14 protein-coding genes and 1 pseudogene are annotated in these 11,852 nt (G+C 73.2%); 6 read left to right on the top strand and 9 right to left on the bottom strand.

Going from position 1 to position 11,852, the window contains the following annotated elements:
• Positions 1-16 precede the first annotated feature (16 nt).
• The 3 genes from SM450_RS03330 to SM450_RS03320 all read right to left on the bottom strand — a co-directional run bounded on the left by SM450_RS03330 (position 17) and on the right by SM450_RS03320 (position 2,777).
• The gene (locus SM450_RS03330; RefSeq protein ID WP_474618141.1) at positions 17-1,192 is read right to left on the bottom strand and encodes a cysteine desulfurase family protein; all 1,176 of its coding nucleotides are present in this window, start codon (positions 1,190-1,192) and stop codon (positions 17-19) included.
• 86 nt (positions 1,193-1,278) lie between these two features.
• Positions 1,279-1,950 carry a class F sortase gene (locus SM450_RS03325; RefSeq protein WP_474618140.1) on the bottom strand — a complete coding sequence of 224 codons (672 nt, stop codon included), beginning with the start codon at positions 1,948-1,950 and terminating at the stop codon, positions 1,279-1,281.
• Positions 1,947-2,777: a DUF4397 domain-containing protein gene (locus tag SM450_RS03320; protein WP_474618139.1), complete on the bottom strand. Its 831-nt coding sequence runs from the start codon at positions 2,775-2,777 to the stop codon at positions 1,947-1,949. Before SM450_RS03320 ends, SM450_RS03325 begins: the two co-directional genes overlap by 4 nt.
• 241 nt (positions 2,778-3,018) lie before the next feature.
• Here SM450_RS03320 and SM450_RS03315 point away from each other — a divergent pair, with 241 nt between their 5' ends.
• Together SM450_RS03315 and SM450_RS03310 are read left to right on the top strand one after the other, a co-directional pair.
• Positions 3,019-3,624, top strand: coding sequence for an RNA polymerase sigma factor (locus SM450_RS03315; protein ID WP_474618138.1), 606 nt, complete (start codon positions 3,019-3,021; stop codon positions 3,622-3,624).
• On the top strand, positions 3,578-4,339 hold the full coding sequence (locus SM450_RS03310) for an anti-sigma factor (protein WP_474618137.1): 762 nt from the start codon (positions 3,578-3,580) through the stop codon (positions 4,337-4,339). Before SM450_RS03315 ends, SM450_RS03310 begins: the two co-directional genes overlap by 47 nt.
• A gap of 104 nt (positions 4,340-4,443) precedes the next feature.
• Here SM450_RS03310 and SM450_RS03305 read toward each other — a convergent pair whose 3' ends face one another.
• The 4 genes from SM450_RS03305 to SM450_RS03290 all read right to left on the bottom strand — a co-directional run bounded on the left by SM450_RS03305 (position 4,444) and on the right by SM450_RS03290 (position 7,588).
• Entirely contained in the window at positions 4,444-5,403 is a 960-nt protein-coding gene (locus tag SM450_RS03305; RefSeq protein WP_474618136.1) for an electron transfer flavoprotein subunit alpha/FixB family protein, read from the bottom strand.
• An 11-nt stretch (positions 5,404-5,414) separates the two neighbouring features.
• Positions 5,415-6,194 carry an electron transfer flavoprotein subunit beta/FixA family protein gene (locus SM450_RS03300; RefSeq protein WP_474618135.1) on the bottom strand — a complete coding sequence of 260 codons (780 nt, stop codon included), beginning with the start codon at positions 6,192-6,194 and terminating at the stop codon, positions 5,415-5,417.
• 189 nt (positions 6,195-6,383) lie between these two features.
• Entirely contained in the window at positions 6,384-6,788 is a 405-nt protein-coding gene (locus SM450_RS03295; RefSeq protein WP_474618134.1) for a hypothetical protein, read from the bottom strand.
• 2 nt (positions 6,789-6,790) lie between these two features.
• A complete protein-coding gene (locus SM450_RS03290; RefSeq protein WP_474618133.1) occupies positions 6,791-7,588 on the bottom strand; it encodes a GNAT family N-acetyltransferase in 798 nt (265 codons plus the stop codon).
• 41 nt (positions 7,589-7,629) lie between these two features.
• Between SM450_RS03290 and SM450_RS03285 the strand changes: the two genes are divergently transcribed.
• From SM450_RS03285 to SM450_RS03275, 3 genes and pseudogenes are all read left to right on the top strand, one after another.
• Positions 7,630-8,025: a YidH family protein gene (locus tag SM450_RS03285; RefSeq protein ID WP_474618132.1), complete on the top strand. Its 396-nt coding sequence runs from the start codon at positions 7,630-7,632 to the stop codon at positions 8,023-8,025.
• Positions 8,022-8,324 carry a DUF202 domain-containing protein gene (locus SM450_RS03280; RefSeq protein WP_474618131.1) on the top strand — a complete coding sequence of 101 codons (303 nt, stop codon included), beginning with the start codon at positions 8,022-8,024 and terminating at the stop codon, positions 8,322-8,324. The genes SM450_RS03285 and SM450_RS03280 overlap by 4 nt, the downstream gene beginning before the upstream one ends.
• A gap of 26 nt (positions 8,325-8,350) precedes the next feature.
• Positions 8,351-8,659: pseudogene (locus SM450_RS03275) on the top strand (PLD nuclease N-terminal domain-containing protein); the annotation flags it as partial.
• A 72-nt stretch (positions 8,660-8,731) separates the two neighbouring features.
• Here the strand turns inward: SM450_RS03275 and SM450_RS03270 are convergent.
• Positions 8,732-10,354, bottom strand: coding sequence for an acetolactate synthase (locus tag SM450_RS03270; protein ID WP_474618130.1), 1,623 nt, complete (start codon positions 10,352-10,354; stop codon positions 8,732-8,734).
• Positions 10,355-10,426: 72 nt separating this feature from the next.
• Positions 10,427-11,200 carry an enoyl-CoA hydratase/isomerase family protein gene (locus SM450_RS03265; RefSeq protein WP_474618129.1) on the bottom strand — a complete coding sequence of 258 codons (774 nt, stop codon included), beginning with the start codon at positions 11,198-11,200 and terminating at the stop codon, positions 10,427-10,429.
• A gap of 96 nt (positions 11,201-11,296) precedes the next feature.
• Here SM450_RS03265 and SM450_RS03260 point away from each other — a divergent pair, with 96 nt between their 5' ends.
• On the top strand, positions 11,297-11,812 hold the full coding sequence (locus tag SM450_RS03260; RefSeq protein WP_474618128.1) for a DUF6232 family protein: 516 nt from the start codon (positions 11,297-11,299) through the stop codon (positions 11,810-11,812).
• Positions 11,813-11,852: the final 40 nt, after the last annotated feature.

Here is an 11,852-nt window from a genome sequence, read left to right as displayed (position 1 = left end):
ACCGAGGGTATCCGGGTCAGCGGGGCGTGCGGAGGGCGGCCGCGCGGCGGGCCCGCTCGACGGCGGCCGGCAGCGCGGCGATGAGCGCGTCGACGTCCGCGCCGGTGCTTGTGTGCCCGAGCGTGAAGCGCAGCGAGGAACGGGCCCGGTCGTCGTCCGCGCCCATCGCCAGCAGCACGTGCGACGGCTGGGCCACGCCGGCCGAGCAGGCCGACCCGGTCGAGCAGGCGATGCCCTGGGCGTCGAGGAGCAGCAGCAGCGCGTCCCCCTCGCAGCCGGGGAAGGAGAAGTGCGCGTTGCCCGGGAGCCGGTCCGTCGGATCGCCGTTGAAGACCACCTCGGGCACCGCCCGCCGGACCCGCTCGACCAGCTCGTCGCGGAGGGCGGCGATCCGGGCGGCGTACTCCTGCTGGCCCTTCACCGCGGTCTCGACGGCGACCGCGAACGCGACGATGCCGGCGGTGTCGAGCGTCCCGGAGCGGACGTCGCGTTCCTGGCCGCCGCCGTGCAGCAGCGGGGTGGCGGCGACGTCGCGGGCCAGCAGCAGCGCGCCGACGCCTGTCGGACCGCCGAGCTTGTGCCCGGTCACGGTGAGCGCGGCGGCCCCGCTCGCGGCGAAGTCGACAGGCACCTGGCCGACCGCCTGGATCGCGTCGGTGTGGAACGGCACCCCGTGCTCGGCGGCGACCGCGGCCAGCTCGGCCACCGGCTGGACGGTGCCGACCTCGTTGTTGGCCCACATCGCGGTGACGACCGCCACCTGGTCGCCGTGCGCGGCCAACTCGGCGCGGAGCCGCTCCGGGTCGAGCCGGCCGGCCGCGTCCACCGGCAGCCAGCCGACCTCCGCGCCCTCGCGCCCGACCAGCCAGTCCACCGAGTCCAGCACCGCGTGGTGCTCGACCGCGCTGGAGACCACCCGGATCCGCTCGGCCCGGGCGTCGCGGCGGGCCCAGAAGATGCCCTTCACGGCGAGGTTGTCGCTCTCCGTGCCGCCACCTGTGAAGATCACCTCGGACGGGCGGGCGCCGAGCGCGGCGGCCACCCGCTCGCGGGACTCCTCCACCCGCCGCCGGGCCCGGCGACCCGCCGCGTGCAGCGACGACGCGTTGCCCACCTCGCGGGCGGTGGCGACGTACGCCTCGAGTGCCTCGTCGAGCATCGGGGTCGTCGCCGCGTGATCCAGGTATGCCATCACCCTTCAGCCTAACGGCCGGCGCGTGGGCGGCCGGTGGCCGGACCGCCCGTCCCGCGCCGGAGGTGGGACGGGCGGTCCGGTGCTCAGGTGGGAACGGCGGTGACCACGATGTTGTCGCGGTAGTGCCGGGTCTTCGGATCGAACGGCCCGCCGCAGGTGATCAACGTCAGGCGCGGACTGCCGTCCCGGGCGAAGTAGCGGTCCAGCGGGATCTTCGTCTTCGTGTACTCCTCCCGGGCCACCACCCGGTAGCGGCGGTCCCGGCCGTCCGAGCCGGTGGCGGTCAGGGTGTCCCCCCGGTCCAGTTCGCGGAGCCGGAAGAACGCCCCCTTGCCCTGCTCGGCGCTGTCCACGTGCCCGGCGATCACCACCGAGCCGGCGTCCGCCTCCAGTCCCGGGCCGTAGCGGTACCAGCCGACCTGGTCCACGCTTGGCGGCACCTCGAACTCGTCGGTGCGCTCGTTGATGCCGACCGGGCCGACCGAGGCGGTAACCCCGATCGGCGGGATGCGCAGCCGTACCGGCGGCACGGTCGCCCCGTCCGCCGGCAGCGTGCCCGCGTTCACCGGCACCGACGCGCCTCCCGTCGCGGTCGGCGTCGGCGTCGGGGCGGGTGTGCTGCTGGCGAGCGCCGCCGCCTCGTCGGCGCCGACGTCCTCGACGGGCCGCGACCCGCAGGCCACCAGGGTCGCCACGGTGAGCGCGGCGGCGCCGGCGGCCATCGCCGCCAGCGCCCCGCGGTTACGCACCGTCACCGGCGACCGGCCCGGGCGGTGGCCACCCGCGCCCCGCCGCCGACCAGGAGCAGCACGCCGGCGCCGGCCAGCACGTACCACCAGGTGTCCACGCCGGTGCCGGCCTGACCGCCGGTGCCGCTCGGGACGCCACCCGGGGCCGAGTGCAGCCCGCTGATGGTCTGCGCGACCAGGTCCAGGTTCTTGTCGTCGGCGGAGCCGATCGCGTAGACGATGGTGGCGGTGCCCTCCTTGAGGTTCAGGTCGGCCGGGCCGATCGCGACGGTGTCGGTGCCGGCGAGCACCACGTCCGCCTGCACGGTGCCGGCGGCCACGTCGGCCTTGGCCTCCTTCGGGTTGGTCAGGCCCTCGAAGACCGGCTTGCCGCCGGCCCGCACGTCGACGGCCGGGGCGGCGGCGGTGTGCCGGACGATCAGCCGGGCCTTGCCGGCGCCCACCTTGGACACGTCGTTGACGAACGGGGTGAGCTGCGGCTTGCCGTCGGCGCTGAGGTGGGCGGCGAGGCTGATGTTCGCCCCACCCGGCACCTTGGCGTCGTCGACGGTGAGGAGCGCCTTGTCGACCGCCTCACCGGGCTTGGTCAGGGCGATGTCGTACTCCCCCTCGGGCAGGGTGAGCGGGCCGGCGACGTCGCCGGGCTTGAAGTTGTCGAGCGTCTTCTTGCCGTTGACGTAGACGTCGACCGGGGTGTCCGGGATGCCGTGGATTACGGAGACCTTGGACGAGGCGGCGTAGGCCGGGCCGGTGGTGGCGGCGCCGACGCCGACGAAGGTCAGGGCGGCCACCGCGCCGCCCGCGGCGACCCGACGGAACATGGCGAGCTGCATTTGTCTTCCTCCCGGTGGTTGGTGCTGATTCGTCAGGCCTGGCGTGCAGAACTGGTTACGCCGGCCCGGACGCCACCGGATGCGCCCCGGATTCGTTTTCTTTTTCCGCCGCACGACGCATCCGTCCGGGTCCTCGGCGACGAAGGGGAGGTGACGAGGGTCGTGCCTGTCACACCGGCGGAGTGGAGCGAGGGCGGTGAGAGCTACAGTGCGGCATGCCCCACGAAAGGCGAGCCGCCCGGTGACGGCGGGGAGGCAGGGCCCCGAGCCGCCGGGCGAGGACGACCTCGCGACGCGGTTCCGCGACGGCGACGAGGCCGCACTGCGGGAGGCGTACGACAGGTACGGCCGAGCGGTGCTGCATCTGGCCACCACGACACTTGCGAACCGGAGCGACGCCGAGGACGTGACCCAGGCGACGTTCGTGGCCGCCTGGCTCGGCCGGGAGACGTTCGATCCGGCGAAGGGTTCGCTCATCGGCTGGCTGCTCGGCATCGGACGGCGCAAGGTGGTCGACCGGATCCGCGCCGCGGCCCGGGAGAACCGGGTGGTCGAGACGGTGAAGCAGTTGCCCGAGCCGGTGGACACCGGCCCCGACCCCGACACGGTGGTCGACCGGCTGGTCGTCGCCGACGAACTGGCCCGGCTCCCCGACGAGCAGCGTCGGATGCTTGAGCTGGCGTTCTACGACGACCTGACCCACCAGCAGATCGCGACCGTGACCGGAGTGCCGCTCGGCACGGTCAAGAGTCATATCCGGCGCGGCATGCAGAGCCTGAAGCGCAGATGGGAGGTGGACGGTGCAGCACCTGGACCACGACCGGCTGGTCTTTCTGGCGCTCGGTGAGAGCGAGGCGGCGGACGGTGAGGCCACCCATCTCGGCGCCTGCGGGCACTGTCGGGGCGAGCTGGACACGCTCCGACACGTCGCCGGACTCGGCGCCGGCACCCAGGGCCTGACCGACCTGCCCGACCCGCCCGAGCACCTCTGGCAGGACATCGTCGCGGAGATCCGGGCCGCCGAGGAACTGCCCTCGGTGACCGACGGGCGTCCGCCGCGTTCCGGCGACCCGGACGGGCCGCCGGCCACCACCGCGCGTCCGCGCCGGGGTCGCCGCTGGCCGCGCTGGGCGAGCACCGCGGTCACCGCCACCGCCGCCGCGGTGATCGGGGTGGCGGGCACCGCCGTGGTGCTCGGCACCGGCGCGGACGAGCCGACGCCGCAGCCGACGGTGCTGGCGAGCGCCCCGTTGGCGGCGTTCGGCTCGACGCCGAGGGACGCCTCGGGCAACGCCCGGGTGCTCGGTGACAATCGGTTGCATCTGCATGTCGCGAATCTCCCGAGCGTTCCGGGGTACTACGAGGTCTGGTTGATCGATCCGAAGACGATGGAGATGCTCTCGGTGGGTACGCTGAGCAACGGATCGGGGGACGCGCTGCTGCCGATCCCCTCGAACGTGGACCTGCGCACCTATTCGGTGGTCGACATCAGCGCCGAGCGGTACGACAACAACACCCGCCACTCCGGCGACAGCTTGCTGAGGGGCACCCTGACGGGCTGATCGGCGGGCCGGCTCAGCTCCCCGGCCCGCCGATCAGCTCCCCACGTGGGAGAAGGCCGCCGCCCGGTTCACCGGGCGGCGGCCTTCGTTTGGTGACCGGAGGGTCACTTGCGCTTGCGGATCTCCTCGGCGGCCTGCGGAACGATCTTGAACAGGTCGCCGACCACGCCGTAGTCGGCCAGCTCGAAGATCGGCGCCTCGCCGTCCTTGTTCACCGCGACGATGGTCTTCGAGGTCTGCATGCCGGCCCGGTGCTGGATCGCGCCGGAGATGCCGAGCGCGACGTAGAGCTGCGGGGAGACCGTCTTACCGGTCTGACCGACCTGGAACTGGTGCGGGTAGAAGCCGGAGTCGACCGCCGCGCGGGACGCGCCGACCGCGCCGCCGAGCAGGTCGGCCAGTTCCTCGACCAGCTTGAAGTTGTCCGCGTTGCCGACACCGCGACCGCCGGAGACGACGATCGACGCCTCGGTCAGCTCGGGGCGCGAGCCCTTCTGCTCGGCGACCCGCTCGACGACCCTGGCCAGCTTGTCCGCGTCGGTGACCGACACGGTGAGCTGCTCGACGGTCGGGGTGGCCGCCGCCGGGATCGGGTTGAGCGAGTTCGGCCGGACGGTGACAAGGGGCAGGCCCTTGGTGACCTTGGACTTGACGATCGTGGAGCCGGCGAACGCGACCTGGGTGGCGGTGCCGTCCGCGTCAAGGGCGACCACGTCGGTCAGGATGCCGTTGTCCAGCTTGACCGCCAGGCGGGCGGCGATCTCCTTGCCCTCCTGCGAGGAGGCGAGCAGCACGGCGGCCGGCTGCACCCGCTTGACCAGTTCGGCGACCACGGTGGCCTTCGGAGCCACCAGGAAGCCGTCGATCTCCTCGCCCTCGGCGGCGTAGATCTTCTCCGCGCCGTACTCCCCCAGCTTGGCGCTCAGCGCCTCGGCCGCGCCGGTGCCGCCGAGCACGACCGCGCTCGCGGTGCCCAGCTCGCGCGCGAGGGTGAGCATCTCCAGGGTGACCTTCTTGACGCCGAATTCCCGGGTGGCTTCGACGACGACGAGAACCTCAGACATGTCCAGACCTCTCACACGAACTTCTCGGTGGCGAGGAACTCGACCAGCTTGACGCCGCCGGAGCCCTCGTCGGTGATCTTCTCGCCGCCGGAGCGCGGCGGACGCTTGGTGTGCTCGAGCACCGCGCTCGTGGCGCCGTCGAGGCCCACCTCGGCCGGGGCCACGCCCAGGTCGCCGAGGGACAGCGACTGCACCGGCTTCTTCTTCGCGGCCATGATGCCCTTGAAGGAGGGGTAGCGCGGCTCGTTGATGGTGTCCCAGACCGAGACCACGGCCGGGGTCGAGGCGGTGACCACCTCGTAGCCCTCCTCGGTCTGCCGCTCGGCGGTAAGCGTGGAGCCGTCGACGGTGAGCTTGCGCGCGCCGGTGAGCGCGGCCACACCCAGCCGCTCGGCAATCATGTGCGGCAGGACCTGCACCCGACCGTCGGTGGACTCGGCGCCGCAGATGACCAGGTCGGCGTTGAGCTGCCCGAGGGCGGCGGCGAGCACCTTCGAGGTGGCCACCGCGCAGGAGCCGTGCAGGGCGTCGTCGACGACGTGGACGGCCTTGTCCGGCCCCATGGAGAGCGCCTTGCGGATCGATTCGGTCGCCCGGTCCGGCCCCATGGTCAGGATGGTGACCTCACCGCCGTGCGCTTCCTTGATCTTTAACGCCTCTTCGATGGCGTACTCGTCCATCTCGTTGATGACGTTGTTCGCCGAGCCGCGGTCGACGGTGTTGTCGTCAGGACGCAGGTTGCGGTCCGCGCCCGAATCGGGCACCTGCTTGACGAGTACGACGATGTTCATCGCGCTTCGACGACCCTCCTGTTTGGGTGTAGCGATCACTCGCCCGGTCACGGGCGCAGCCTCCCGCGTGACTTAACGCTCGGTCAACCGCGAGCTGCTGTGCAGTTGCCCACGGACCAATGTTACCCACAAGTAGCTTCGCCTCGCCGGGGCCCCGGAGTGACCCAACTCACCGTAGCCCGACCGCCGTCACGCCGCTTCGGTCAGGGCCGCCCGGATCTTGTCGATCGCCGCCGCCTCGGCCGGCTCCACGCCCCGGTGCGCCTGCGCCACCCGGTCCGCCGCCGCCAGCACCACCGACCGGTACGCCTCGACGTCCCCCGGCGACTTGGCGCGCAGGATCTCCACCGCCCGGCCCAGCGCGGGCAGCACCACCGACTCGATCTCCAGCTCGGAGTCGCGGGGCAACTGCGGCAGCGGACCGGTGGTGAGCGCCTCCTTGACCACGCCGCTCACGTCGGCGAGCGCGCCTGATGCGGCGATGCTCTCCCGCACCATGCCCAGCACCCCCGGCACCGCGTTGGAGACCAGGAAGACCGCCCCGAACGCGCCGGTCTTGAGGGTGAGCTGCTCGTCCGCCGTCAACCGGTCCATGATCACGGAGTGTAGACGTACGGCGTCGAGGTGGTGACCGCAACGAGCCCGAGCCGCTCCAGGATGGGCCGACTGTCAGGTGAGCAGTCCACCTGCACAAGTGTCCTGCCGCGCTGCTGCGCCAGCCGCGCCCGGTACGCCACGAGCCCCCGGTAGATGCCTTTACGCCGCCACTGCGGCAGCGTCGAGCCGCCCCAGAGGCTCACGAAACCGGTGTCACCCTCGTAGCGGACCCAGCCGGCGCTGACCACCGTCTCCCCGGCCTCCGCCACCACGACGGTGATCGACTGCGGATCGGCCCCGATCTCGCGCTCCAGGCCGGTCACCAGGTGACTGCGGTCCTCGTGCCACACCTCCTGCTCCATGGCGGCGATCCGTTCCAGGTCCGCCCGGCCGGTGACCTCGCGCAGGCGTACCCCCTCGGGGAGCACCGGCACGGCGGCGGCAAGCGGCGCCACCGGGCCGACCACGACGGTCTCCTCGTCCTCCGGGACGAAGCCGGCGGCGCGCAACCGGTCCCCCAGGTCGGCCGGCTCGTCGTGGCCGGCGAGCTTCCACTCGACCGCCTCACCCCGGGCGCGGAAGACCTCGACCTGCCGGGCGATGAGCGCGTCCAGCTCGGCGCCGGCCAGGCCGCCGAGCGTCCGGTAGGTGAGGAAGCCGCGCTGGTCCAGGCCGAGGACGCGGAACAGCGGACCGTCCCGCTCGATGGTCACCCCGGCGGGCACCGGGTTCGGCAGCTCCGGGCGGATCTGGCTGTCGTAGGTCTCGCGCAGCACGCGAGCGTCAAGATCAGTCACCCGTCCAGGCTAGGCCGGGGGCAAAGCGGATAATCGGCGGCGTGTGGGAGTCGATCAGGCGCTGGTTCGACCCGCGGGAGCTGCGCTCGGTCGGCACCCCGCCGGACTACCGTTTCTCGCTTGCCAACGAACGGACGTTCCTGGCCTGGCTGCGTACCGGGTTGGCGCTCGTCGCGGGCGGGCTGGCCGCCGCGCAGTTCCTGCCCCCGCTGCCCCTGGCCCACCTGCGCGAAGGGCTCGCCGTCGGGCTGCTGCTGCTCGGCGCGGCCGTGTCGATCCGGGCGGTGGACCACTGGGCCCGCACCGAACGCGCCATCCGGCTCGGCGAGGAACTGCCGGCGTCCCGCTTCCCCGCCGTGCTGGCGCTGATCGTCGCGGTCGGCGCGCTGCTGCTGGTGGCCGCCGTGCTGGTGCGCGGCCTGGGCGGCACGACGTGACCGCCGGTGACCCCGGCCTCCAGCCGGAACGCACCCGGTTGGCCTGGCGGCGCACCCTGCTCACCCTGACCGCGGTGCTGCTGCTCCAGCTCCGGCCGGCGTTCACCGGCCGTGTCGTCGACGCGGTGCTGGCCGGGGTCGCGGTCGTGATCTGGCTGGCCGTGCTGGCGGCCGACTGGCGCCGGGCCACCGGCTCCGGCCCGCGCCGACTCGCGCGCCTGTCGATGCCGCTGACCGCGCTCGGCGCGGTCGGGCTGGCCCTGCTCGGCGTGGCGCACGTGCTCGGCAGGGTGCACTGACCGCCGCCGGTGCGCCATCATGGGGCATGGCCCGCCTCTACGTACTGCTCTTCCTGGCCCAGGTCGTGCTCGCCGCCTGCGCGCTGATCAGCTGCCTCTCCGCCGAGGACGGGCAGGTCAAGGCGCTGCCCCGGCTGGTCTGGGTGCTTGTCATCCTGTTCTTCCCGATTGTCGGCTCGATCGCCTGGTTCGTGGCCGGCCGCGAGCGTCCGGCCGGGCCGGCCGGCGCCGCATCCGGTGGGCCCGCCGCACCTGCCCGCCGCCCGCTCGCCCCGGACGACGACCCGGACTTCCTCGCCTCGCTCGACAAGCGCTCCCGCGACGACGACCAGGAGCGCCCCGAGGTCTGAACGCCGCGGGCCCGCCGCCGGTCACCCGGCCGGCGGCCGGCCCCGGCGGCGTCGCGGTCAGGCCAGGTTCGAGGAGCGGGGGTACGCGTCGGCCGGGTCGGTAAGCACGTTCACCAGATAGGGCACGCCCGAGTCGAAGGCGCGGCCCAGGGCCGGCCCGAGGTCGCTGGCCTTCTCCACCGTCTCACCCGCGCCGCCGAGCGCCTCGACCACCTTGTCGTAGCGCAGCCCGGGCTGAAGGTCGGCCGCGACGTCGTAGCCGTACATGGCGCGCATCGGGTGCTTCTCCAGCCCCCAGATGCCGTTGTTGCCGACCACGATCACCACCGGCAGCTTCTGCCGGGCCAGGGACTCCACGTCCATCAGCGAGAACCCGGCCGCGCCGTCGCCCATCAGCACGCAGATCTGCCGGTCCGGGTGGCTGACCCGGGCGCCCATCGCGTAGCCCATGCCGGTGCCGAGGCAGCCGTACGGGCCGGGGTCGAGCCAGGTGCCGGGCTGGGCGGGCTCCAGGTATTTTCCGGCGTACGAGACGAAGTCGCCGCCGTCGCCGATGGTGACGGCGTCCGGGGCGAGCACCTTGCGCAGCTCGCCGTAGATCCGGGCCGGCCGGATCGGGTCGGTCTCGGCGCCCATCTCCTCGGCGTCGCGGGCCTTCGCCGCGTCCTCCGCGGTGCGCAGCTCGGCGATCCAGTCGGTGTGGTCGACCCGGTCGCCGGGGTGCTCGGCGAACGCGCCGAGGATCAGTCGCAGGTCGCCGGCGGGCGCGGCGGCGGGCTGCACGTGCCCGGCGCGTTGGCTCGGCGCGTCCACCACGTGCACGACCTTGGCGTCGCCGAAGTCGCCGAAGGAGAGCCGGAAGTCGAGCGGCGTGCCGATCACCACGACCACGTCGGCGCCCTTCAGCGCGACCCGGCGGGCCTTCGCGAAGGCGAGCGGGTGCGTCGGGGGCAGCGCGCCCCGGCCCATCCCGTTTGTGAACACCGGCACCCGCAGGGACTCGGCGGCGGCACGCAGGGCGTCGACGGCGTCCCCGGCGTACACGTCGGAGCCGGCGATGACGACCGGCCGGGACGCGCCGGCGATCAGGGCGGCGGCCTTCGCGACCTCGTCCGGGTCGGGTTCGATCGGGGCGGGCGCGGCGACCGCCGGCAGGTCGGCGTCGCCGACGGAGAAGACCGCCTCAAGCGGGAAGTCGAGGAAGACCGGGCCGCGGTGCGGAGTGAGCGCGGTGGTCAGCGCCGCGGAGACGGCCCGCGGGATGTCGTCGGCGCTGAACACCGTCTCGGCGTGCTTGGTGACCGGGGCGACCAGCGGGAGGTGGTCCATCTCCTGGAGACTGCCGGCGCCCCAACGGAACTGCGGGGCCCGCCCGCCCATCACCAGCACCGGCGAGGCGTTGAAGAACGCGCTGGTCAGCCCGGAGACGCCGTTGGTGACGCCGGGGCCGGCGGTGAGCACGGCCAGGCCGGGGCGGCGCTGGAGCTTGGCCACCGCCTCGGCGGCGAAGACGGCGGTCTGCTCGTGCCGGACGTCATAGAGGGGAAAGCCCGCCTTGTGCGCGGCGTCGTAGAGCGGGAAGACGTGCCCGCCGGAGAGCGTGAACATCTCCCGTACGCCGTGTGCGCGCAGCGCCGCGAGCGCCAGCTCCCCGCCGTGCCCCTCGACCCGTTCCGTCATGCCACTCCCCTTCGTCGCGCGACCGGAGTCACACGCTACTGGCCGGTAGACCGGATGTGAACAGTCCTCGCGTCAGCGCCCGGTGAAGCCCGGCTTCCGCTTCGCCACGAACGCGGCCATGCCCTCACGCCTGTCGTCGGTGGCGAACAACGCCGCGAAGAGCTGGCTCTCCCAGGCCAGGCCCGAGGTGAGGTCCATGTCCAGGCCACCGTCGACCGCCGCCTTCGCCGCCCGCAGCGCCTGCACCGGCCCGGTCAGGAACGGCTTCACGTACGCCAGCGCGGCGTCGAAGACCTCCGCGGCGGGCACCACCCGGTCGGCCAGGCCGATGCGCAGCGCCTCCTCGGCGTCTACCATCCGCCCGGTCATGATCAGATCCTTGGCACGGGCCGGGCCGACCAGCCGGGCCAGCCGCTGGGTGCCGCCGGCACCCGGGATGATGCCGAGCTTGATCTCCGGCTGGCCGAGCTTGGCGTCGGCGGCCACGATCCGCCAGTCGCAGGCAAGCGCCAGCTCGCACCCGCCACCGAGCGCGTACCCGGTGATCGCGGCGACGACCGGCTTGGGGATGCGGGCGATCGCGCCGAGCGCGCTTGACAGGTCGGCGGCCCGCTCCGCCATGTCCACGTAGGACATGTCGGCCATCTCCTTGATGTCCGCGCCGGCCGCGAAGACCTTCTCGCCGCCGTACACGATGACCGCGCGGACCTCGGGGTCGGCGGTGGCCGCGCCGGCCGCGGCGCGCAACTCCTCCTGCACCTGGGTGTTGAGCGCGTTCATCGGCGGCCGGTCCAGCCGGATCGTGCCGACGCCGTCCTTCACTTCCAGCCTGACGAACTCGCCCACGGTGCCCTCACTTCCTCGTCGAAGTCGCGTGCCAACCTTACGACCCGCGTCGTTGGGGTAGATATCGCGGTGTGAGAGCCGACGCGGGGAGTGCTCATGATCACTTACTACGACGACCGGTCGACACAGGTCACCTCCACCACCCTGCGGGTCGACGACCGCAGCTACCCGCTGGCCGAGCTGACCACGGTGTGGCACCGGCGGGGTGACCGCTCCTGGCGGGTGCTGGCCGGCCGGGGCGCGATCGGCGCGGCGCTGGTCGGGCCGCTGGTGGCCGCCGCGCTTGGCGTCGCGCTCGCCGTCTGGTTGCACCGCTCGCTCACCGTCACCATCGCCATCGTCGGCGCCTCCGCGCTCGTCGGCCTCGCCGTCGGGCCGCTCGCCGACGTGCTCTTCGAACACCTGGACCGTTCGTACGTGCGGGGCAGCCGGGAGTTGGAGATGTGGGCGACCTGGCAGGGCCGCCCGGTGCGGCTGCTGCACACCCGCGACGCGCTGCGGTTCGGCCAGATCTACCGCGCGGTGCAGCGGGCCATGGAGCACGCGCCCGCCGCCGCTCAGAACGTGATCGGCTCGTCCGGCAGCAGGCCGAGCCCGCGCAGCAGGCCGTAGGCGCCCTCATGATCCACTCCACTCCGCCGAGGTGGCGCGC

The organism is Micromonospora marincola (assembly GCF_056150385.1).
The sequence above is the reverse complement of the archived record's forward strand: the minus strand, read 5'-3'. Positions and strand labels throughout refer to the sequence as shown.